Below are 22375 nucleotides of genomic sequence, written 5' to 3'. Positions count from 1 at the left end.
GGGTACGTCGCCGACCCTCGCGCCGTCGTACGGGGCACGACATCGTGGCAACCGGTTGTTCCTGTGCGGACGGGCGCCGCCCCGTGGCCGAACCGTGACGTGGCAACAGGCGGCAACAAGTTGGCCGAACCAAAGGACCGGGGCGAAGGTGACGCAGGTCACGCCGATGTGACCGCCCTGATCGCCTGGCAAAGGAGCCATTCGTGACCACCGTCGACGACGCCACGTCCCGCACCGCAGGAACGTCTCCCGCCCTTCCTCGTCTGACCGCCGTCAACATCCTCGGCTACGGCGCCGGGGACGCGGCGAACAACCTCGCCTTCATGCTCGCCACGTCGTTCCTTCTCGTGTACTACACCGACGTCGTCGGGATCGGCGCAGCGGCGGCCGGGACGCTCTTCCTCGTCGTCCGGATCTTCGACGCGTTCACCGACGTGGTCGCCGGCAGGATCGTCGACCGCACGAACACCCGGTTCGGCAAGTTCCGCCCGTACCTCCTCTTCGGGGCGCTGCCACTGCTCCTCCTCTCCGTCGCGACGTTCAACGTCCCGGAGCTGGGAGAGACCGGCACCCTGCTGTACGCCTACCTCACGTACACGCTGCTCGGCATCGCCTACACGATCGTCAACATCCCCTACGGCTCGCTCGCCTCGGCGATGACGCAGGACGCGAGCGACCGCGCCAAGCTGGCGAGCGCCCGAACCCTCGGCGCGGCGATCGTCGGGTCCCTGCTCGCCGCCGTCCTGACACCGATGCTGTCGAAGGACAACGACATGCAGGCCGTGTTCACCAACGCGACCCTCGCGTTCGTCGTCGTCGGCGGGGCGCTGTACATGTTCACGTTCCTGACCACGAAGGAGCGCGTCGCACGCGACGTCACGGTCGTGACCATGCGGCAGACCGTCGAGACGCTCCGGGGCAACCGCGCGCTCGCACTCCTCTGCCTGAGCTCGTTCCTGCTCCTGACGGGGATGTTCGCCAAGTCGACGGCGCAGATCTACCTGATGCGCGACGTCTTCGACGCTCTGGAGCTCGTGGCACCGCTCTCGATAGCCCAGCTCTTCGGCATCTTCGCGATCGCCCCGTTCGTCCCCAAGATCGTGCGCCGCTGGGGCAAGCGCAACGCGTACATCGGCGCGGGGTTCGTGGCAGCCGGCGGGAGCTTCGTCGCGTTCGTGGCACCGAACGTCTGGGTCGCCTTCGCCGCCCTGCTGGTCTCGATGCCCGGCCTGCTCCTGATCAACATGCTGATCTGGGCCCTGGAGGCCGACACGGTCGAGTACGGCGAGTGGAAGACCGGCGTGCGGACCGAGGGCGTCACCTACGGGGCGTTCTCCTTCACCCGGAAGGCCGGGCAGGCCGTGGGCGGCGCGATGGCGGCGTACGCGCTCGCGATCGGCGGCTATGTCGGCAGCGAGCAGGTGCAGACGGCGGCGGCGGAGTGGGGCATCCGGGCCGCTGCGGCCCTCGTCCCGGGGGTCTTCGCCCTCGCCGCCGCGCTGATCATGATGGCCTACCCGCTCACGGACGCGGTCCACGCGAGGATCGTGGCCGAGATCGCGGAGCGTCGTGCCGCGCGCACCGACGCGGCCCTGCCGGACGGCGGCGGTGACGTGGCCGAGGGTGGCGCCACGACACCCGCCTGAGCCGACCAGGACCCGACGGCGGACGTACCGGCACTCCTCCCCGGTGCGTCCGCCGTCGTGCGTGCAGGGCACAGGTCGGTCACGGCGCGCACGCCCCGTCTTCGCGGTCTGCACGGCCCGCCCACGGGTACGTGGCAACCGATGGCAACCGTTTGTCGTGGAGGGCCCCGGCGGGGGTCAATGGGATCCGGACGTCGACGCAGACGACCGCACCACGAGAAGGAGATCAACGATGCTTCGTCCTCAGGACACCGCCACCCGCGAGCGCAGGTCGCTGACCGGGATCTGGGACTTCCGCCTCGACGGCACCGGCGCAGGCCACGACGCCCGCTGGTTCGCAGGCCCCCTCGCCGACGCCCGCCCGATGCCCGTGCCGGCGTCGTTCAACGACATCGTCCCCGACGTCGAGGTGAAGAACCACGTCGGTGACGCCTGGTACCAGACCAGCGCCCGGGTTCCGCGCGGTTGGGCCGGCGAGCGGATCGTCCTGCGCTTCGACTCGGCGACGCACCGCGCCGTCGTGTGGATCAACGACACCGAGGTGATGCGCCACGAGGGCGGGTACACCCCCTTCGAGGCAGACGTGACGGAGCTGGTGACGCCGGGCGACGAGGTGCGGATCACCGCGGCGGTGAACAACGAGCTGAACTTCCAGTCGCTGCCCCCGGGCGTCGTCCAGGAGGGGCCGCGCGGCCGCAAGCAGACCTACTTCCACGACTTCTTCAACTACGCGGGCATCCACCGCCCGGTGTACCTGTACGCGACGCCGACGACATACGTCAGCGACATCACCGTCGTCACGGACTTCGACGGGGCCGCGGGCGCGCGGACCGGCAAGGTCTCCTACGACGTCGTCGTCTCCGGCGACGGCTCCCAGGACGTCCGCGTCCTCCTGCGCGACGCCGACGGCGAGGTCGTCGCCACGGGCGACGGCGCCTCCGGCGAGCTGACTGTCCAGGACGCACACCTGTGGGCGCCGGGCGACGGATACCTCTACGAGCTCGAGGCGCAGGTCGTCGACGGCGACGCGCTCGTCGACTCGTACCTGCAGACCGTCGGCATCCGGACCGTCGAGGTGCGGGGCACCCAGTTCCTCATCAACGGCGAGCCGTTCTACTTCACGGGCTTCGGCAAGCACGAGGACCAGGCGGTCCGCGGCAAGGCGCACGACGACGCGATGCTCGTCCACGACTTCGAACTGCTCGACTGGATCGGGGCCAACTCCTTCCGCACGTCGCACTACCCGTACGCCGACGAGGTCTACGACTACGCCGACCGCCAGGGCATCGTCGTGATCGACGAGACCTCCGCCGTCGGGCAGAACATGGGCGTGATGAGCGGCATGATGGGCATGCCCGCGATCGAGACCTTCTCGCCCGAGACGATCAACGACGAGAGCCGCGAGGTGCACGCCCAGGCGATCCGCGAGCTGATCGCCCGCGACAAGAACCACCCGTCGATCGTGCTGTGGTCGATCGCGAACGAGCCCGAGTCGGCGTCCGACGCGTCCCGCGAGTACTTCGAGCCGCTCTTCGCGCTCGCCAAGGAGCTCGACACCACGCGCCCCGTCGGGTTCGTCAACGTCATGCTGTCGCCGTTCGGCACCTGCAAGCTCGCCGAGTTCTCCGACGTCATCATGCTCAACCGCTACTACGGCTGGTACGTCGACACCGGCGACCTCGAGGTCGCGGAGGAGCACTGGCGGGCCGAGCTCCAGGGCTGGGCGTCGCTGGACAAGCCGATCATCATCACCGAGTACGGCGCCGACACCGTCGCGGGCCTGCACTCGACCACGGCGGACCCGTGGACCGAGGAGTTCCAGTCCGCCTACCTGGACATGAACCACCGGGTGTTCGACTCCATCGACGCCGTCGTCGGCGAGCAGGTCTGGAACTTTGCCGACTTCCAGACGTCGCAGATGGTCTTCCGCGTCGACGGCAACAAGAAGGGCGCGTTCACCCGTGACCGCCGCCCCAAGGCTGCCGCGCACTTGCTGCGCAAGCGCTGGACCGGGAAGTCCGACCCGAGCTGGGCCGGCTCCGACCGCGACTGACCCGTCCGGGGCGGGTGCGCACGCACTGTGCGCACCCGCCCCGGCCCCGCCAGCCACCCGTCGCCGTGGACGTACCGCGGCCAACCCCTCGCACCACCCCCGTACCGCCGCGGAAGGACCACGACGATGACAAGCAACGCCGCTGTCTCGGACACCACGTCAGCGACCTCGAAGAAGTTGTCCAAGAAGCAGCTGATGGGCTACGCGTCCGGAGACGCCGCGAACAACCTCGCGTTCTCCATGACGTCGATGTTCCTGCTGCTCTACTACACGGACGTCGTGGGGATCAGTGCGGCGGCGGTCGGCACGATGTTCCTGGTCATGCGGGTCTTCGACGCCTTCACCGACGTGTGGGCGGGCTCGGTGGTCGACCGGACCATGACCCGCTGGGGCAAGTTCCGGCCCTTCTTCCTCTGGGGCGCCCTGCCTCTGCTGCTGATGAGCGTCGCGACCTTCACGGTCCCCGGCGGACTCGGCGACACCGGCTCGCTCGTCTACGCCTATGTCTCCTACGGCCTGCTCGGCCTGGCGTACACGTTCGTCAACATCCCCTACGGCTCGCTCGCCTCCGCGATGACGCAGGAGCCCAAGGAGCGGGCCAAGCTCGCGACCGCCCGCACCCTCGGTAGCGGCATCACGATCCTCATGCTGTCGATCATCGTCGCCCCGCAGATCGAGAACTCGGATGACCTGCAGAGCTCGCTCACGACGACGACCCTCGCCTTCGCCGTCATCGGGTTCGCGCTCTACATGTTCCTCTTCCGGACGTCGAAGGAGGACGTCGTCCGCGACGTCGACCACGTCCCGTTCCGTGACTCCGTGCGCAACCTCAAGGGCAACCGTCCGCTGTACATGCTGTGCATCTCGGCGCTCTGCTTCCTCACCGGCATGATCGCGATGCAGGGCGTGCAGGCCTACTTCGCCCGCGACGTCATGGGCAGCGCCTCGTACTACATCCCGCTGTCGCTGATGTCCGTCGGCATGATGTTCGTCATCGCCCCGCTCGTCCCCAAGATCGTCTCGATGATCGGCAAGAAGGCCACCTACATCACCGGCGGCACCCTGGCCGTGGTCGGTGGCCTGATGATCGCGTTCCTGCCCGGGACCAACGTCCCCGCCATGTTCATCGGCTTCGCCGTATACGGCGCCGGCCTGATGACCGTCAACACCATCATGTGGGCGATGGAGGCCGACACCGTCGAGTACGGCGAGTGGAAGAACGGGGTGCGCACCGAAGGCACCACCTACGCCGTCTTCTCGTTCACCCGCAAGGTCGGCCAGGCCGTCGGTGGCGCCGTCGCCGCCTACGGGCTCGCGCTGGTGGGCTACGTCTCGGGCGGCGTCGAGCAGACCGCGGAGACCGTCCACGGTATCCAGCTCGTCGCCGGCCTCGCCCCGGCGATCTTCGTCGGGCTCGGCGTGCTCGTGATGATCAAGTACCCGATCACCGACAAGCGGTTCGCCGAGATCACGGCCGACATCGCCGAGCGCCGCGAGGCCAAGGCTGCCGACGCGGCCGAGACCACCGAATCCTGACCTGGCGGGGCGCGAGCACCTCGCGCCCCGCCCCATCCCGCAGAACGTCCCGGAGAACGCCATGAAGATCACCGCAGCCGACGTCATCGTCACCAGCCCGGACCGCAACTTCGTCACCCTGAAGATCACGACCGACGAGGGCATCACGGGCCTCGGCGACGGCACCCTGAACGGGCGAGAGCTCGCCGTCGCCGCCTACCTCACCGAGCATGTCGTGCCGCTGCTCCTCGACCGCGACCCGATGACGATCGAGGACACCTGGCAGTTCCTCTACCGCGCCGCATACTGGCGCCGTGGACCGATCACCATGACCGCGATCGCCGCCGTCGACATGGCGCTGTGGGACATCAAGGCCAAGGCTGCCGGGATGCCGCTCTACCAGCTCCTCGGCGGAGCCTCTCGCAGCGGAATCCGCACCTACGGGCACGCCTCCGGCATGGACCTGCCGTCGCTGTTCGACTCGATCCGCGAGCACCAGGAGAAGGGGTACACGGCCATCCGCGTGCAGACCGCGATCCCGGGGCTCCGGGCGGTCTACGGCGTCGCGGCCCAGGCCACCGAGGGCGCGCGGTACGACTACGAGCCGGCCCGCCGCGGGGCGCTGCCGACCGAGGAGGACTGGGACACCCCGTCGTACCTGCGGCACCTGCCCGGCGTCTTCGAGGCCGTGCGCAACGAGTTCGGGCCCGAGCTCACCCTGCTGCACGACGGCCACCACCGGATGACCCCCAACCAGGCGGCACAGCTCGGCAAGTCGCTCGAGCCCTACGACCTGTTCTGGCTCGAGGACTGCACGCCCGCCGAGAACCAGCAGGCGCTGCGCCGCGTCCGGTCCCAGACCACCACGCCGCTCGCGATCGGCGAGATCTTCAACACGGTCTGGGACTACCAGACGCTGATCACCGAGCAGCTGATCGACTACGTGCGCTCCGCCGTCACGCACACCGGCGGCATCACGCCGATGAAGAAGCTCCTGGACTTCGCCGCGCAGTACCAGATCAAGTCGGGGATCCACGGGCCCACGGACATCTCGCCCGTCGGCATGGCCGCCGCCATGCACCTGGACCTCGCGATCCACAACTTCGGGATCCAGGAGTACATGCAGCACGGCGCCCTGACGGACGAGGTCTTCCAGCAGTCGTACACCTTCACCGACGGCTACCTGCACCCGGGGGAGAAGCCCGGCCTCGGCGTCGAGATCGACGAGGAGGCTGCGGCGAAGTTCCCCTATGAGCGGGCCTACCTGCCGTACAACCGACTCCTGGACGGCACCGTCCACGACTGGTGACTGCACGAGCGTGACGAGACCAGCGGGTCGGTGGGCCGGAGTCAGCCCACCGGCCCGCTCTCGCATGCCGGTCGAAATCGGGTCTCGACGAGCTCGACCGACGGGGGTTGAGGCTGGCGGAACCGGGTCTCGACGAGCTCGACCGGCAGGGGCTGAGGCTGGCGGAACCGGGTCTCGACGAGCTCGACCGACGGAGGTTGAGCCTGTCGAAACCGGGTGCGTCCGTCGAGACCGGCGTCAGCCGAGCGGACCGCGCAGCGCCCGCGCGGGCGGGCAGTCGAACGGGTCGCGTGCACCGAGTCCGACGCGGTTGAGGTAGCGGATGACGATCACGTAGGACTGCACGAGCGACGTCTCGGTGTAGGGGACACCGTTCTCGAGGCTGTGCTGGCGGACGAGCCGGCGTGCTGCGGCGAGGTGGGGGCGGGGCATCGAGGGGAAGAGGTGGTGCTCGATCTGGAGGTTGAGACCGCCCATCAGGACGTCCATGACCTTGCCTCCGCGGATGTTGCGGGAGGTGACGACCTGGCGGCGGAAGAAGTCGAGCGTCGTCTCGCGGCCGATGATCTCCATGCCCTTGTGGTTCGGGGCGAAGGACGCGCCCATGTAGACGCCGTAGACGGCGAGCTGCACGCCGAGGAACGCGGCGGCGATCCCGAGGGGGAGGAGCCAGACGACGAGCGCGACGTAGATCGACAGCCGCAGCCCGATGGTCCACAGCTCGCTGGCGCGGTGGTTCTTGCGCCCGCCCCTGGGCATCGTGATCGCACTGCGGATGGACGTGATGTGCAGGTTGATGCCCTCGAGCGTCAGGAGCGGGAAGAACAGCCAGCCCTGGCGGCGGTGCAGGTGGCGCAGCCACGACTTCTCGTACTTCTGGGCGGACTCGGTGGTGAAGACGATCGCGTCCATGTCGATGTCCGGGTCCTTGCCGACCTTGTTGGGGTTGGCGTGGTGGCGGCTGTGCTTGTTCATCCACCACGTGTAGCTGATCCCGGCGACGCCGTTGGCGAGGATCCGTCCGAGCAGGTCGTTGCGCGGCCCTGAGGTGTAGACCTGGCGGTGCGCGGCCTCGTGGGCGACGAACGAGAACTGGGTCAGCACGATGCCGAGGGCTCCCGCGATCAGCAGCTGGAACCACGAGGCGCCGAGGAGGACGAATCCGGCGATGCACCCGGCCAGGGCGATGCCGAGGACCGTGAGGAGCACCGCGTAGTACACGGGGGTGCGGGCGAGAAGCCCTGCGTCACGGACCTTCTTGGAGAGCTCGGTGTAGGTCGAGATGTGCGACGGCGCCGCCGCCGGGGCTGAGGTCGAGGGCATGAGGTCCTCTGGTCGGTGCCGACTTCCCAGCCGTGGTGGTGAGCAGGTGCTCGATCATCCGGATAAATGCACCCTACGGGACCGTAGGTTAGATGTCAGCACCCTCGCAGAACCTCCACATTCGTGTGGGGTGCGCGGGACCTACCCGGCTGCGGCGACCGATCGCGCGGCGCTCGTCACCGGAAATCGGGCCCAGACGTGCTTCGCGAACGGTGTGGTGTAGAAGCCCACGTCCTCGGCGAGCCGACGGGCGAGGAGCAGCCCGAAGCCGCCCTGTCCGGCGGGCCGTGGTCCGGCGACGACGGGGTGCGCGTCGACCGCGCGGTCGATGACCTCGAGCAGGTATTCGTTCTCGTTCGACATCAGCCGGACGATCGCCGGGGTCGAGCCGTGACGCAGCGCGTTCGTGGCCAGCTCGTTGGCGACGAGGACGAGGTGGTCGATCGACTCGGAGGTGCAGCAGCCCGCCAGCGCGCGGTGGAGTCCTCGTCGTAGACGACCGAGGTCCTCGACCCGGCTGATCGTCCACGAGCGTTCGGTCCGGAAGCCGTCGGGTGCCGGCCCTGTGTGAATCGCTTCGCCCACGCTGCCACCTCCACGAGCTGTCATCTCCGCGGACAGCACGACCTGGGGTCCGGGGTGGGGACGAGAGGGGGTGCTGTGCCGCCCCTGATTGTTGCGGCTTCATCATCATGCATCACGTCCACCTACCCCGCAGGTCGACCCACGCGTTCCACCAGACCCTTCGCAAGATCTGCAGAATTGAGATCGCCGGCCCGGACCCGTTGGACGATCGTGCGGCGCACGATCCGGTCGGTCAGGCCCGGGAGGTGGCGGGCGAGGGCGATCTCGAGGCGCCCTCGCGTCGTCGTGGGTACGTCGCGGGGCGCCCTGCGTGCGGTGGCGGCGCGCAGGATCGCGGCGACGACGCCCTCGACCGGCTCGAACCGCGAGACCCCCTGCAGGGACAGGCCCGCGTCCTTCGTCGTGGAGTGGATCGGCGAGGCGACCATCGACGGGTAGACGACGCTCACTCCGACGTGGCTGCCGATCTCGAGACGGAGCGTGTCGGCGTATGCGACGACGGCCCGCTTGGAGACGCCGTACGCCGCCGCGAGGGGCAGAGGCATGACGGCCATCCGGGAGGAGACGAAGACGACCCGCCCGCGCGCCGCCACGAGGTGGGGGACGGCTGCGGCGCTCGCTCGCCACGACGCGAGGAGGTTGACCTCGATCTGGCGGCGGACCTCGTCCGACGGCGGGAGCTCGGCCGGGGCGGGGCCACCCACCCCGGCGTTGTTGATCAGGAGGTCGAGGCCGCCCAGCCTCTCGACGGCGGCCTCGACGCCGGCGACGGTGCTCTCGTCGTCGGTGAGGTCGCACGCCAGGACGGGGGCGTCGGCCGCGTCGACACCGCGGAGGTCGAGGCCGACGACGCGTGCCCCGGCGGCGAGCAGGTCCTCGCGGAGCCGGGTGCCGAACGTGCCGGCACCCCCGGTGACGATCACACGCATGCCGCGAAGCTCGCGGTGGGCGGGGCGGGGCATCAGGGGACCTCGATCGGCTCGGTGGTGTGCGTCGGCCCGGAGGCGGCGACGGGGGACGTGAACGCGACTCCTTCGCCGGTGGCGGCCCGGCGGGCGCCGTCGGCGAGCTCGCGGTCCATGAGGGCGACGTACGCGTCGAAGTCGACGCGCATCGCGGGGCGGCGCTCGCCCCAGCGCGCGCGGGCGGCGCGCAGGTCCGCACCGCAGGACGCACGCTGGACGCCCTCGTCGGGCAGTGCGTACTCCCCGGCGACGTGGGCCGCGATCAGCCGACCCTGCGCCTCGACCACGGGCAGCGCGGCCCCCGTGGACTGCATCAGCCCGACGAAGTAGAGGCCCGGCGCGGTCAGGTGGAAGACGCGCCGGTAGAGCGGCATCCGGTCCGCGCCCGGGGCGAGGAGCGCCGGGTCGAGGAACGGGATGTCCACGCGGTACCCGGTGGCCCAGACGATCAGGTCGATCCGCTCGCGGCGGCCGTCCGTGAACACCACCTCGTCGCCGTCGAAGCGTTCGATCGCGGGACGGACGGCGATTTCGCCGTGGGCGATGCGGGGGTACAGAGCGTCGGAGAGCGTCGGGTGGTCCTGCAGGAACCCGTGCTCGGGGGCGGGCAGGCCGTGGCTCTCGGGCCGGCCTGCGGCGAGCGCGATCATGCGCTCGCTGATCCGCTGGCGCGCACGCCACGGGAGCTTGGTCGCGAGCGCCCCGTTGAGGGTGTCGGCCGGCCTGCCGAAGATCTGCTTGGGCACCACCCAGACGCCGCGCCGGATCGAGAGGACGGTCTGCTCGGCGGCGTGGGAGGCGTCGACGGCGATGTCCATGGCGGAGTTGCCGGCGCCGACGACGAGGACGCGTCGCCCGCGCAGCTGTGCGGGCGACCGGTAGTGGTGGGCGTGCATCTGGTCGCCGTCGAACCGTCCGGGGTAGCCGGGGTCGGGCAGGCGGGGGTGGGCGTTGTGCCCGTTGGCGACGACGACGGCGTCGTAGCGTTCGGTCGTCTCGCCCCGGGGCCCGACGACGGTGACGTGCCAGCCGGTGTCGTCGCGGCGGACGTCCCGGACCTCGTGCTCGAACCGGACGAGCTCCGTGATGCCGTACGTGTCGGCGTAGTCCTTCAGGTAGCCAGCGACGACGTCGTGGCGCGGGAAGTGCGGCCAGTCGGCCGGCATCGGGTGGTCGGCGAACTCGGTGCGGGTGCGGGAGGTGTTCAGGTGCAGGGTCTCGTACGCCGAGGAGTTCGGGGCGCCGAGGTTCCAGAGCCCGCCGGGCAGGGACCCGGCGTCGTAGCCGACGGCGTCGATCCCGCGGTCCCGCAGGGACTTGAGCGTGGTCAGGCCCGACGGGCCGGCGCCGATGACGGCGACGCGGGCTGCGGCATCGTTGCCGGGGTGCATGCGGGCTCCATTTATTGAACGAACGATCTAATTAGCGTCAGTCTGCAACAGGCGGGTACATCGAGTCCAGCCACCGGTGCAGGTAGGCGCGCAGATCACCGCGGGCCCGTGCCGCGTCGGCCGCGGTCTCGAGCTCGACGACGTGGCCGTGGACCGCCCACACGAGCGACCGGACCGCCACGTGCGGCGTCGGCTCCACCAGCAGGCCTGCGGCGTCGGCGCGTTCGAGCAGGTCCTCTACCCGCGAGTACAGCGGGTGGGCGTAGGCGTGGCTGAGGTTGCTCAGCTCGCGCGGGGCGAGCCAGCGCCGCAGCCACAGCGAGGTGGTCTCGGGGTGCTCCTCGAGGAAGTCGGTGAACGTGTCGGCGATGTCGTGCATCGCCCGGCGCAGGGCGGGACCGCCCTCGTCGAGGGCCGCGACGGCGGGGTCGAACGCCGTGAGGAGCGCGGCGGTCTCGGCGTCGAAGATCCGGGCGAAGCACGCGTCGTAGAGGTCGACCTTGCGTCCCGTGTGGTGGTGCACGGTGGCCACGTTGACGCCCGCCGCCCGGGCGACGTCGCGCATCCCGACCGCGTCGAACCCGCGCGCCGCGAAGAGCTCGGTCGCGCAGGCCAGCACGATCTCGCGCGTGTCGCGCTGGTCCGCGCGGCGGGGGCGGCCCGGGCCGCGTGGTGGGACGGCGGTACCGTTCTCGTCGATCATGCGGCTAGCATGCCGTATTCGATCAGCTGTTTGAATCAGGAGAGACATGGTCACCGTCGACCGACCCACCGGCACGCGTCTGCCGACGCCCGCGCTGACCGCCTTCGCCAGCGGTTCCGTCGGGATGGGGATCTGGGTCACCGTCCCCGGTCTCCTCCTGCTCGTCTACCTCACGGACGTCCTCGCCGTCACCCCCTGGCTCGCGGGCCTCGTGGTCCTCCTGCCCAAGGTTCTCGACGTCGTCCTGCACCCCTGGGTGGGCCACGTCTCCGACGTGCAGCTGCGACGCGACGGGCACCGTCGTCGGCTCCTCCGCCTCGGCCTCCTCCTCGCCGTCGGGATGGTGCTGCTCTTCGCCGTGCCCGCGGGCGTCACGGGCGCCGCCGCCGCCGTGTGGGTCGCGATCGCCTTCGTCGTCGCCAACCTGGCCTTCGCCGCCTACCAGGTGCCCTACCTCGCCACGCCCTCGGACCTCAGCGTCGGCTACCACGAGCGCACCCGCCTCATGTCGTTCCGGATGGTCGTCCTGACCGTCGGGATCCTCGTCTCCGGCCTGCTCGCCCCGATGATCTCGCGCAGCGCCGACGGCACGCACACCACCTACTTCCTGATGGCGCTCGTGCTCGCCGTCGCCATGTTCGTCACGATGGTCGTCGGGATCCGCGGGGTCCGGATGCTCACCGCCGCCGCCCCGCCGCACATCGACGAGACCGAGGGCGGGCACGACACCCGGCCGCTGCTCGCCCGGATGCGGGAGGCGCTCGCGGACCCGCACTTCCGCCCCCTCGTCCTGGCCTACTTGGGGATGTCGACGACGTCGCACCTGACCCTCGCGGCCGTGCCGTACTACGCGAAGTACGAGCTCGACGCCGCAGGGCTGGCCACCGTCCTGGTCGCCGCCTTCGTCGCACCCGCGCTCGTCACGACGCCGGTGTGGCTGGCGGCCTCGCGCCGCTGGGGCAAGCAGCGGTGCCTCCTGGCCGCCCAGAGCACCTTCGTCGTCGGGTCGCTCGTCCTGACGATCGGCGCCGACGCCGGCGTCCCCGTGCTGGTGGCGACCGTCGCGGTGCTCGGTACCTGCTTCGCCGCCATGCAGCTCTTCCCGTTCTCGATGGTGCCGGACGTCGTCCGGTCGCACGGGGAGCTCGGCGCGCGCAAGGCCGGGACGTACACCGGCGTCTGGACGGCCACCGAGGCGTTCGGTGCGGCGCTCGGGCCGTACCTCTTCGCGACCTGCCTCGCGCTCGGCGGGTTCGTCGCGACGACGGGCGGTGAGGCCGTGATCCAGCCCGGGGCCGCGGTCGACGCGGTCCGCCTCGGGATGGGGCTGGTCCCCGCGGTCGTGATGATCCTCGTCGTCCTCGTGCAGCGCACCTACCGTCTCGACGCCGCCGCCCGGCTCGCGTAGGTACGGGCTTCCACCTCTGGCGCGCCCCGGGGAGGCGGCGCTACGGTCAGGTATGGCCCTTCAGGAGATCATCGAGACACGAGTGGTCGACGCCCCGCACGAGGCCGTGTGGGACGTGCTGACCGACATCCGCAACGCGGCGACGACGCTCCGGGGCGTCGAGAACATCGAGCTCGTCGACGGAGACGAGTACGAGGTCGGGCTCCGGTGGCGCGAGACCCGCAAGGTGTTCGGCATGCGCGCGACGGAGGAGATGTGGGTCGCGAGCGTCGACCCCCAGAGCTCCACGCGCGTCGACGCCGACAACGGGGGAGTGCACTACTCCACCCGGTTCGACCTCACCCCCATCGGAGACAAGACGCGCATCGTCGTGCGGTTCAGCAGTGCGGGGCCGGTGAGCCCGAGTGCCGTCCAGCGCGCCACGACGGCGGTCTTCGGCCGACTCGGCGAGCGGATGACCCGGTCGATGCTGCGGTCGGACCTCGCCGACATCGAGAAGGTCGCGTCCGGGACCGCCAACGAGATGGCGATCACGGACGGCACCGCCTCGGGCCGTACGGCCTAGTTCGAGCCCACCTGCGACCGCAGCCACGCGATGTCGTCGGCGGCGGTCGCGGTCTCGCAGATCACCGGTGCCCCGGCTGCCTCGACCGCTGCGGCGAGATCAGCGGGCGGGATCGTGCCCTCCACGAGCGAGGTGTGCCGGTCCTGGCCCGAGTCGAACGCACCGTGGCTGCCGTTGGCGTGCACGAGGTCGATCCGGCCCGTGATCGCCCGGACCTGCTGCACCGCGTCCGGCAGGGCGAGTCCGCCGGCGTGCGCGTGGCAGGTGTCGAGCGTGAAGCCGACCTCGACGTCGTTGCCCGCGGACTGCACGGCCGCCCACAGCTGCTCGATCCGGTCCAGACGACGGGCCATCGAGTGCTCGCCCCCGGCGGTGTTCTCGATCAGCACGGGCACGTCGGTCGTCAGCGACTCGATCGCCTTGCGCCAGTTGTCGAAGCCCTTGGCCGGGTCGTCCTTGGCCGTGACGTGCCCGCCGTGCACGACGACGCCCGCGGCCCCGATCTGCGCCGCCCCGTCCATGATCTTCTGCAGCAGCTTGCGGCTCGGGATCCGGATCCGGTTGTTGGGGGACGCGACGTTGATCACGTACGGGGCGTGGACGACGAGCGTGAGGTCCGCGGCGCGGGCCGCCTCGGCGAGCGCCTCCGGTCCGCCGTCGTAGGTCCACTCCGGGCCCGTCCAGGACTGGGGGTCGCTGAGGAAGACCTGGGCGACGTCGGCCCCGAGGTCGGCGGCCTGGGTGATCGCGTGCTGCTGTTCGACATGGGCTCCGATGCGCATGGGTCGAGACTATGCCGTCCGGGGCCACGGCCACCGCGCGGGCAGGTTTTCGCCGTCTGGTTCGTCGCCCTCGCCGCGAGGGTCGGTCATCTCACACGTCGTCTCGTCAGAAACCGAGCAATTCCGGGGAAGTCCGCCGTGTGACAGTCGGTCAGCCTGCGGACGAGGTCACCTGCCGGTCAAGGATTGATTTACCCTCTTGACCGTGACTGACAACAACGCAATCCAGGACACGGCGGAGGCAGGGCGTGTGCTCGCCCGGCACGACGTGCCGGATCCGCTGCGCGACGACGTCCGCCTGCTCGGCGGACTTCTCGGCACCGTGCTGGCAGAGTCCGGCGGTCAGGACCTCCTCGACGACGTCGAGCGTCTCCGCGAACTGACGATCAACGCGTTCGACGAGCGGGGATCCAGCAGCGACTCGCTCGCCGAGGCAGAGAAGGTCGTGGAGGGGTTCACGCTGGAGCGCGGCGAGCAGGTCGCCCGCGCCTTCACGTGCTACTTCCACCTCGCCAACCTCGCCGAGGAGTACCACCGCGTGCGCATGCTGCGCCTGCGGGAGTCGAGCGCGGACTCGTCCGTCCCCGACGACACGCTCTCCGCGGCGTTCGAGCAGCTGGCCGAGGAGGTCGGCCGCGACGAGGCGCTGCGCCGCGTCCGCGCGCTCGAGTTCCGCCCGGTGCTGACGGCGCACCCGACCGAGGCCCGCCGTCGTGCGGTCTCCGGGACGATCCGTCGGATCTCCGTTCTTCTCGCGGAGCGGGAGAACCTCCACCTCGGAGGAACCTCCCTCGCGGAGAACGACCGCACCCTGCTCTCGGAGATCGACACGCTCTGGCGCACGTCGCCGATCCGCGCCGCCAAGCCGACGGTTCTCGACGAGGTCAAGACCGCGCTCGGTGTCTTCGACGCCACGATGTTCGACACCTTCCCGGCGGTCTACCGCCGGCTCGACGACTGGCTGCTGCGCGAGCAGGCCGGCCGCGAGGAGCCTCTGGCGCGGCCGTTCGTGAGCCTCGGCTCGTGGATCGGCGGCGACCGCGATGGGAACCCGAACGTGACCGCCGAGATCACGCGGTCCGCCGCGGCGCTCGCCTCCGAGCACGCCCTGCGCGCGCTGGAGGGCTCGGCCCGGCAGGTCGCCCGCAAGCTCACGCTCGAGGAGGCCGGGACCCCGCCGTCCGAGGAGCTGCTCGCACTGCGCCAGCGCCAGCGCTCCCTCGACGGCTCGCGCAGCGACCACGTCGCGAGCGAGTCGCCCAGCGAGCCGCACCGGGCTGCCCTGCTGTTCGTCGCAGACCGCCTCGCCGCGACCCTCGCGCGCAACGCGGACCTGCAGTACGCCACCCCGGACGACCTCGAGGCAGAGCTCGCCGTGATCCAGGCGTCGCTCGTCGCCGCCGGTGCACAGCGCGCGGCCTACGGCGACCTGCAGAAGCTGATCTGGCAGGTCGAGACCTTCGGGTTCCACCTCGCCGAGCTCGAGGTCCGCCAGCACTCGCAGGTGCACGCCGCCGCGCTCGAGGACCTGCGCACCAACGGCGTCCACGGCGAGCTCGAGGACCGTACGCGTGAGGTGCTCGACACCTTCCGTGCGATCGGCTCGGTCCAGCAGCGCTACGGCATCCGCGCCGCTCGCCGCTACATCGTGTCGTTCACCCAGGCCCCCGAGCACATGGCCGCGGTGTACGAGCTCGCCGAGTTCGCGTTCCCGGACCCCGCGGACGCACCCGTCATCGACGCGGTCCCGCTGTTCGAGACGTTCGACGACCTCGAGAACTCCGTGCCGATCCTCGAGTCGATGCTGACGCTGCCCGTCGTGCAGCGCCGCCTCGGCGAGAACGGCCGCCGCATGGAGGTCATGCTCGGCTACTCCGACTCCTCCAAGGACGTCGGGCCGGTCTCGGCGACGCTCTCCCTGCACGCCGCCCAGGCGCGCATCGCCGCGTGGGCCGAGAGCAACAACATCACGCTGACGCTGTTCCACGGCCGTGGCGGCGCCCTCGGGCGCGGCGGCGGTCCGGCCAACCGCGCGGTCCTCGCGCAGCCGGCCGGATCGGTCGACGGTCGCTTCAAGCTCACCGAGCAGGGCGAGGTGATCCTGGCCCGCTACGGCGACCAGGTCATCGGCGAGCGTCACATCGAGCAGGTGGCCGCGGCCACGCTGCTGCAGTCCGCGCCGTCGGTCGAGAAGCACAACACCGACGCGACCGAGCGGTTCACCGAGCTGGCGAGCCGACTGGACGCGACGTCCCGCGGGCGGTTCCACGAGCTGGTCAAGGCTGAGGGGTTCCCCCAGTGGTTCGCCCAGGTCACGCCTCTCGAGGAGGTCGGCCTGCTGCCGATCGGCTCGCGGCCGGCCAAGCGTGGGCTCTCGGTCAACTCGCTGGACGACCTCCGCGCCATCCCGTGGGTCTTCTCCTGGAGCCAGGCGCGGATCAACCTCGCCGGCTGGTACGGCCTGGGCACGGCGCTGGCCGAGTACGGAAACCTCGACGAGCTGCGCCAGGCGTACGAGGAGTGGCCGCTGTTCAGCACGCTGCTGGACAACATCGAGATGTCCCTGGCGAAGACGGACGAGCGGATCGCTGCGCTGTACCTCGCGCTCGGCGACCGCGACGACCTCGCACAGATGGTGCTCGACGAGCTGCGCCTGACCCGCGAGTGGGTCCTGAAGATCACGGGCAACGACTGGCCCCTGTCGGGTCGTCGGGTGCTGGGCCGTGCCGTCCAGCTCCGGTCGCCGTACGTCGACGCGCTCTCGCTGATCCAGGTCCGTGCGCTCTCCGCCCTGCGCGGTGGCGAGGACCAGGGCCTGAGCGAGGCGACGACGGACCAGCTGCGGCACCTGCTGCTGCTCACCGTCAACGGCGTCTCGGCCGGTCTGCAGAACACGGGCTGACCCCGGCGGGCCGATGCCCGTCCCACGAACGGCCCCGCCGGTCCTCGGACCGGCGGGGCCGTTCTGCGTCGTCCACCCGCGTGCCGGGTCAGGCGGGCGGGTTCGCGGCGGTGATGACCTTGAACTGGGCACCCAGCGGGTCGGTGAGCACCGCCATCCGCCCGTAGGGGGAGTCCTCGGGCGCCATCGAGATGCCGCCCCCGAGCTCGACCGCCCGGTTGCAGGTCTCGTCGGCGTCGTCGATCAGGAAGTACACGCTCCAGTGCGCGCCGACCTTCTCGTCGAGCCACCCGGAGGCGTCCATGATGCCCGCGTGCTGGTCCCCGCCCTCGGGCTGGAAGACGCTGTACCGGAACTCGTCGGTGTCGCCCTGGACGTTGATCGTCCAGCCCAGGACGTCGCGATAGAAGTCGACCGCGGCGGCGTAGTCGCGGGTGAGCAGCTCGTGCCACGCCGGGGCGCCGACCTCGGCGAGACGCCCGAACCCGTTGTGGCCCCGGGCCTCCCAGAGCCCGACGACCGCGCCGGAGGGGTCTGTGACGAACGCGTTGGCACCGAACGCCGGGACCTCCATCGGGGGGACGAGGACCGTCGCGCCGGCCTGGGCCGACCGCTCGACGGCGTCCTTGACGTCGGCGACCTTGAGGTAGACGTTCCAGGCGCTGACGGCGTCGTCCGCGGCGTTGGGTCCGACACCCGCGATCGGGACGTCGTCGAGCGTGAAGGCTCCGTAGTGGCCGTACTCCTCGCCGTAGTCGAGGTGCCCCCAGCCGAACAGGTCGGTGTAGAAGGCGACGGTCGTGTCGAGGTCGGGCGTTCCCAGGTCGTTCCAGCAGGGCGCACCGACGGGCAGGTCTGGTGTGGCGGGCATGGCTTCTCCTCGTGCCGGGATTCTGACGCTACTCCGCCGGGTGAATCTCGTCGCGCGGAATCGTGGGCACCGCCTGCGAGTCGGGCGATCTCGTTCCAGAGTGGGGGCATGAGCTTCGACAGGATCTCGCACCGTCCCCTTCCCCCCGTACCTGACCGCCTGTGGATCGGCGGCGCATGGCGCACGGCGTCCGGCGGCGGCACGTTCGGCGTCGACGACCCGGCCAACGGGAGCGAGCTCGCCCGCGTGGCCGACGCGACGTCGGAGGACGCCGTCGCCGCACTGGACGCCGCCGTGGACGCGCAGGCGGCGTGGGCCGCGACCCCGCCCCGCGACCGCGGCGAGATCCTGCGACGCGGCTTCGAGCTCATCACCGACCGGATCGACGACCTCGCGACCGTGATGACGCTCGAGATGGGCAAGTCGCTCGACGAGTCGCGTGCCGAGATCACGTATGCCGCAGAGTTCTTCCGCTGGTTCTCCGAGGAGGCTGTCCGCGTCACCGGCTCGTACGGCGTGACGCCGAACGGTGCGGGTCGGATGCTCACCATGAAGCAGCCGGTGGGGCCGTGCCTGTTCGTCACCCCGTGGAACTTTCCGCTCGCGATGGGCACGCGCAAGATCGGCCCGGCGATCGCGGCCGGGTGCACGATGGTGGTCAAGCCCGCGTCGGCGACACCGCTGAGCATGCTCCTGCTCGCCGAGATCCTGGCCGAGGCCGGACTGCCCGACGGCGTGCTGAACGTCGTCACGACGCGGTCGACGGGCGAGGTCGTCGGCACCCTGCTCCAGGACTCGCGCCTGCGGAAGCTCTCCTTCACGGGTTCGACCGAGGTCGGGCGCTCGCTCGTCGAGCAGTCGGCGGCCAATTTGCTGCGCGTCTCGATGGAGCTGGGCGGCAACGCCCCGTTCCTCGTCTTCGCGGACGCGGACGTCGAGAAGGCCGTCGACGGCGCCATGCTCGCCAAGATGCGCAACGTCGGGGAGGCGTGCACGGCCGCGAACCGCTTCTACGTGCACCGCGACGTCGTGGAGGAGTTCACGGCGCGGCTCACCGAGCGCTTCGACGAGCTGCAGCTGGGCCACGGGACGTCCGGGGCCGACGTCGGGCCGCTGGTCGACGCCTCCACCCGGGACAAGGTGGCCGACCTGGTCGGGGACGCCGCCGAGCGCGGGGGAGTCGTCCGGACGGGCGGCGAGCCGGTCGACGGGCCGGGGTACTTCTACCGCCCGACCGTGATCGCCGACGTGCCCGACGACGCACGGATCCTCCGGGAGGAGGTGTTCGGCCCGGTCGCGCCGATCGTGACGTTCGACGAGGACGACGAGGCTGTGCGTGCCGCCAACGACACCGAGCTCGGGCTCACCGCCTACGTCTTCACCCGCGACCTGGACCGCGCGATCCGTGTCGCGGAACGCCTGGAGACGGGCATGGTCGGCCTGAACCAGGGCATCGTCTCCAACCCGGCCGCGCCCTTCGGGGGGATCAAGGCGAGCGGGTTCGGCCGCGAGGGCGGCGCGGAGGGGATCGAGGAGTACCTCGAGACGAAGTACGTGGCGCTCGCTACGGGTGCGTAGCCACGGTTCCGCGGAAGGTAAGGTTGGGCGAACCTAACCTCTCGTCTGGAGTCTTCGTTGAGCGACCTCTCCCACCCCGTCTCCGGCGTCGACGTCGCTCAGGAGGAACCGGCAGCACCGGCAGATGGCGAGCAGTTCCGTCGCAGCGGGCTGTTCCGACTGAGCTGGCCCCTGCTGCTCGTCAGTCTTCTGACGCTTCTCAGCGGGGTCGCCGACACGGTGATCCTCAGCCTGGCCTCCCCTGAGCTCAACGCCGCGGTGGCCACCGCGAACCAGATCCTGGGGATCCCGTACGACCTCACCGTTCTCTTCAGCATCGGTGCGCTCGTCGTGATCTCACAGATGCTCGGTGCCGGACGGTACGGTGCCGCCCGGCGCGCCACCGTCGTCGCTCTCCGCGCGACGACGGTTCTCGGCATCGCGATCGCGGCTGCCGTCGCGCTCCTCGGGCCCGTCGTGGTCTCGGCGATCAACACCCCGCCCGAGCTCGTGGACGAGACCCTCGCCTACCTGTGGACGGTCGCCGGGGCGCTCGCGTTCAACGCGTTCATCGTCGTCGCCACCGCGGTGCTGCGGGCGTACGGCCGGACGGTCTCGATCCTCGTGCTGGGGCTGCTCGTCAACGTCGCGTATCTCGCGCTGCAGGTGCTGTTCGTCCTCGTCCTCGACATGGGCGCCGCCGGGGCTGCGCTGTCGACCCTTCTCGTCCGCGGCGTCGGCGTGCTCGTCATCGCCTGGCTCGTGCGCCGTCGGACCGGGATCCACCTGGCGAGCTCGGTCCCGCGGGACAGCACCACCGGCGGCGTGCTCCGGATGCTGCGGCTGTCGGTCCCGACGGTCCTCGAGAACGGGCTCTTCAACGTCGCCGTGCTCGGCATCGTCGCCCTGATCAACACCCTGGGCTCCGACGCGATCAACGCCCGCTCGTACGTGCTGACCCTGACCGCACTGGTCACCGGCGTGGTCGGTGCGCTCGCCCAGGGCAACGAGACGATCGTCGGCTGGGACAAGGGCGACCGGTCGATCGAGCACGCGCGGCGGACGACCCTGCGATCGGTGGTCACCGCCGCGCTCGTGGCCGCACTGCTCGCCGCCGCGCTGTGGTCCGTGGCCGGCCCGGTCCTCTCGATCTTCGGTGCGAACGACGTCGTGGTGACCGAGGCGACGGGCCTGCTGGCCCTGAGCATCGTGCTGCTGCCCCTCTCCGCGACGTCCATCGTGCTGTTCTCGGCACTGCGGTCGACCGGGGACGTCGTGGCGCCGATGGCGTACTCGCTCGGCGCGACGTTCGTCGTCCTCCTTCCCGTGTCGTGGCTGCTGATCGACGGCCTCGGTCTCGGCCTCGCGGGGGCCTGGTGGGCGCTGATCGCCGCGGAGGCCTGCAAGGCCGGTGCTCTGGGCCTGCGGTGGATGCGCGGGCAGTGGGCGGACCGGCCGCGTGAGATCCGGCTGGCGGAGGCGTGAGCGACGTCCCGGCCGGGGCCGTCGGTCTCGGAGCCGCCGTCGCCTCGCACCTGCGCCACGCGGCGCGGCGGGCGCTGCTGGTCGCTCCCCGCGGTGGTCCGCCCCGTGACCGTGCCTTCCACGCCTATGCGCGCGAGGTGCGTCGTCGGACGGCGTCAGCACCCACGAGTCTGCGCGTCGTCGGACGCCGGGTCGTCGCCGAGGACGCCGTCGGTTCCATCGTGGAGATCGCGTTGCGCGGCCCGTCGGACGCCCGGACGGGGGACATGCTCTACGCGTGGTGGTCCAACTCGGCCGACGCCGTCCGTGGGTGCCACGCAGGCCCGGCGGCCGACGTCGCGTACTGGTCCACACCCGTGCCCGGTCGGCCGGCACGACGACGTCGCGCGAGTGCCGAGCACGTCCTCACCTCGGTGGTGGACCTTGCCGGGACACGGGCCGACGACGACGCCGTGCACGGTGGCGCGGCCGGCCTGCTGGCCGTGCGGCCCCGGATCGAGCCCCGGCTCTACACCGTCGCCGGGGTCCGTGACCTGGAGGACGGCGAACGCGAGGTCCGGCTGCTCGTCACCCGCCGTGCTCACTGGCCGGCGCGGTCGGCCGCGCACCTGACGGGCCTCGGCACCGGCGACGTCGTCCGCGCGTGGGCACTGCCGCATCCGCACCGCACGCCGGTGCTGCGCGGTGCGACCGGGCCGGGACTCGCGGTGGCGACCGGCTCGGGCCTGGCGGGTGTCCTCGCCACCCTGCGCGAGCACGCGCTCCTCGGTCCGTGCGCCGAGCCGGCGGTCGGCCGGCTCGTCTGGGGCTCCCGGGCGGCTCCGGCGCAATGGCTGCTGGACGAGCTGCGCGGGTATGTCGACACCGGGGTGCTCGGACGTCTCGACGTCGTCGGCGGCAGGGGGGCAGACCGCCGACGCGTGACGGACGTCCTCGGAACATGTGCCGACGAGGTCCGCGCGTGCGTCACGGACGGCTGGGTCTACGTGAGCGGGCACCGCGAGATGGCGGCGTCGGTCGACGCCCTGGTGCGGCGGGTCGCCGGGGACGCCGCGGTCGATGCGGGAGCCGCACGGCTCCACTACGTCGAGTCGGCGTAGATCGCGACCCGCCGCGCGGCGTGGCGTCCGGCCGAGCGGGTGAATCTCGAGTGGCGAGGACCGCGAACGGTCGGCATCCTCTCTGAGGGGCATCGGTCGATGCCTCGGCCGACGTGAGCAGGGGGCCCGTCGGATCCTTGGTGTGATCCGACATATCGCCCAAACTATTGCTATCAGTAAAAAATGTGTAAAACCTGTGTAGATCGCTATGTGAT

General features: G+C 70.8%; 17 protein-coding genes. 10 read left to right on the top strand and 7 right to left on the bottom strand.

Annotation, left to right across the window (positions count from 1 at the left end; genetic code table 11):
* Nucleotides 1–203: 203 nt before the first annotated feature.
* From uidB (BLU20_RS00965) to manD, 4 genes are all read left to right on the top strand, one after another.
* Nucleotides 204–1646, top strand: a complete 1443-nt coding sequence (gene uidB / locus BLU20_RS00965) for a glucuronide transporter (protein WP_083371241.1) — start codon at nt 204–206, stop codon at nt 1644–1646.
* 232 nt (nt 1647–1878) lie between these two features.
* Nucleotides 1879–3699, top strand: a complete 1821-nt coding sequence (uidA, locus tag BLU20_RS00960; protein WP_083371240.1) for a beta-glucuronidase — start codon at nt 1879–1881, stop codon at nt 3697–3699.
* Between the two features lie 126 nt (nt 3700–3825).
* Nucleotides 3826–5235 carry a glucuronide transporter gene (gene uidB, locus BLU20_RS00955; RefSeq protein WP_083371239.1) on the top strand — a complete coding sequence of 470 codons (1410 nt, stop codon included), beginning with the start codon at nt 3826–3828 and terminating at the stop codon, nt 5233–5235.
* A 61-nt stretch (nt 5236–5296) separates the two neighbouring features.
* Nucleotides 5297–6523 (top strand): D-mannonate dehydratase ManD, encoded by a 1227-nt coding sequence (gene manD / locus BLU20_RS00950; protein WP_029251742.1) that lies wholly within the window; start codon nt 5297–5299, stop codon nt 6521–6523.
* A 237-nt stretch (nt 6524–6760) separates the two neighbouring features.
* Here the strand turns inward: manD and BLU20_RS00940 are convergent, their stop codons facing one another.
* The 5 genes from BLU20_RS00940 to BLU20_RS00920 form a co-directional block, all read right to left on the bottom strand.
* Entirely contained in the window at nt 6761–7846 is a 1086-nt protein-coding gene (locus tag BLU20_RS00940; RefSeq protein ID WP_083371237.1) for a fatty acid desaturase family protein, read from the bottom strand.
* Between the two features lie 141 nt (nt 7847–7987).
* Nucleotides 7988–8431: an ATP-binding protein gene (locus BLU20_RS00935; RefSeq protein WP_052366738.1), complete on the bottom strand. Its 444-nt coding sequence runs from the start codon at nt 8429–8431 to the stop codon at nt 7988–7990.
* 122 nt (nt 8432–8553) lie between these two features.
* A complete protein-coding gene (locus BLU20_RS00930) occupies nt 8554–9393 on the bottom strand; it encodes an SDR family NAD(P)-dependent oxidoreductase (RefSeq protein WP_197675400.1) in 840 nt (279 codons plus the stop codon).
* Nucleotides 9393–10787: a flavin-containing monooxygenase gene (locus tag BLU20_RS00925; RefSeq protein WP_083371236.1), complete on the bottom strand. Its 1395-nt coding sequence runs from the start codon at nt 10785–10787 to the stop codon at nt 9393–9395. Before BLU20_RS00925 ends, BLU20_RS00930 begins: the two co-directional genes overlap by 1 nt.
* A gap of 37 nt (nt 10788–10824) precedes the next feature.
* On the bottom strand, nt 10825–11490 hold the full coding sequence (locus BLU20_RS00920; RefSeq protein ID WP_157270213.1) for a TetR/AcrR family transcriptional regulator: 666 nt from the start codon (nt 11488–11490) through the stop codon (nt 10825–10827).
* Nucleotides 11491–11536: 46 nt separating this feature from the next.
* Here BLU20_RS00920 and BLU20_RS00915 point away from each other — a divergent pair, with 46 nt between their 5' ends.
* The gene (locus tag BLU20_RS00915; protein WP_083371234.1) at nt 11537–12898 is read left to right on the top strand and encodes an MFS transporter; all 1362 of its coding nucleotides are present in this window, start codon (nt 11537–11539) and stop codon (nt 12896–12898) included.
* A gap of 52 nt (nt 12899–12950) precedes the next feature.
* Nucleotides 12951–13463, top strand: a complete 513-nt coding sequence (locus tag BLU20_RS00910; RefSeq protein WP_081829536.1) for an SRPBCC family protein — start codon at nt 12951–12953, stop codon at nt 13461–13463.
* Here the strand turns inward: BLU20_RS00910 and BLU20_RS00905 are convergent.
* Entirely contained in the window at nt 13460–14245 is a 786-nt protein-coding gene (locus BLU20_RS00905) for a deoxyribonuclease IV (RefSeq protein WP_083371233.1), read from the bottom strand. The genes BLU20_RS00910 and BLU20_RS00905 overlap by 4 nt on opposite strands.
* A gap of 205 nt (nt 14246–14450) precedes the next feature.
* On the opposite strand from BLU20_RS00905, the gene BLU20_RS00900 reads away from it, so the two are divergent.
* Entirely contained in the window at nt 14451–17147 is a 2697-nt protein-coding gene (locus tag BLU20_RS00900; protein ID WP_083371232.1) for a phosphoenolpyruvate carboxylase, read from the top strand.
* A gap of 88 nt (nt 17148–17235) precedes the next feature.
* Here BLU20_RS00900 and BLU20_RS00895 read toward each other — a convergent pair whose 3' ends face one another.
* Nucleotides 17236–18018 (bottom strand): VOC family protein, encoded by a 783-nt coding sequence (locus BLU20_RS00895; protein ID WP_083371231.1) that lies wholly within the window; start codon nt 18016–18018, stop codon nt 17236–17238.
* Nucleotides 18019–18126: 108 nt separating this feature from the next.
* Between BLU20_RS00895 and BLU20_RS00890 the strand changes: the two genes are divergently transcribed.
* Genes BLU20_RS00890 through BLU20_RS00880 form a run of 3 tightly spaced genes read left to right on the top strand, consistent with a single transcriptional unit; the run spans nt 18127 to nt 22160 of the window.
* Nucleotides 18127–19596, top strand: a complete 1470-nt coding sequence (locus tag BLU20_RS00890; RefSeq protein WP_083371230.1) for an NAD-dependent succinate-semialdehyde dehydrogenase — start codon at nt 18127–18129, stop codon at nt 19594–19596.
* Between the two features lie 57 nt (nt 19597–19653).
* Nucleotides 19654–21060, top strand: a complete 1407-nt coding sequence (locus BLU20_RS00885; protein ID WP_083371229.1) for an MATE family efflux transporter — start codon at nt 19654–19656, stop codon at nt 21058–21060.
* Entirely contained in the window at nt 21057–22160 is a 1104-nt protein-coding gene (locus BLU20_RS00880; RefSeq protein ID WP_083371228.1) for a ferredoxin reductase domain-containing protein, read from the top strand. Before BLU20_RS00885 ends, BLU20_RS00880 begins: the two co-directional genes overlap by 4 nt.
* The last annotated feature ends 215 nt before the right edge of the window (nt 22161–22375 follow it).

The sequence above is a fragment of the Paraoerskovia marina genome (assembly GCF_900105445.1).
GTDB classification, from domain to species: Bacteria; Actinomycetota; Actinomycetes; order Actinomycetales; family Cellulomonadaceae; genus Paraoerskovia; species Paraoerskovia marina.
The sequence above is the reverse complement of the archived record's forward strand: the minus strand, read 5'-3'. Positions and strand labels throughout refer to the sequence as shown.

Bases quoted from the DNA above. Each gene is read 5' to 3' on its own strand.
- uidA (WP_083371240.1), top strand. From the start codon at position 1,879: ATGCTTCGTCCTCAGGACACCGCCACCCGCGAGCGCAGGTCGCTGACC.
- uidB (WP_083371239.1), top strand. From the start codon at position 3,826: ATGACAAGCAACGCCGCTGTCTCGGACACCACGTCAGCGACCTCGAAG.
- manD (WP_029251742.1), top strand. From the start codon at position 5,297: ATGAAGATCACCGCAGCCGACGTCATCGTCACCAGCCCGGACCGCAAC.
- BLU20_RS00940 (WP_083371237.1), bottom strand. From the start codon at position 7,846: ATGCCCTCGACCTCAGCCCCGGCGGCGGCGCCGTCGCACATCTCGACC.
- BLU20_RS00930 (WP_197675400.1), bottom strand. From the start codon at position 9,393: ATGCCCCGCCCCGCCCACCGCGAGCTTCGCGGCATGCGTGTGATCGTC.
- BLU20_RS00925 (WP_083371236.1), bottom strand. From the start codon at position 10,787: ATGCACCCCGGCAACGATGCCGCAGCCCGCGTCGCCGTCATCGGCGCC.
- BLU20_RS00920 (WP_157270213.1), bottom strand. From the start codon at position 11,490: ATGATCGACGAGAACGGTACCGCCGTCCCACCACGCGGCCCGGGCCGC.
- BLU20_RS00915 (WP_083371234.1), top strand. From the start codon at position 11,537: ATGGTCACCGTCGACCGACCCACCGGCACGCGTCTGCCGACGCCCGCG.
- BLU20_RS00910 (WP_081829536.1), top strand. From the start codon at position 12,951: ATGGCCCTTCAGGAGATCATCGAGACACGAGTGGTCGACGCCCCGCAC.
- BLU20_RS00905 (WP_083371233.1), bottom strand. From the start codon at position 14,245: ATGCGCATCGGAGCCCATGTCGAACAGCAGCACGCGATCACCCAGGCC.
- BLU20_RS00895 (WP_083371231.1), bottom strand. From the start codon at position 18,018: ATGCCCGCCACACCAGACCTGCCCGTCGGTGCGCCCTGCTGGAACGAC.
- BLU20_RS00890 (WP_083371230.1), top strand. From the start codon at position 18,127: ATGAGCTTCGACAGGATCTCGCACCGTCCCCTTCCCCCCGTACCTGAC.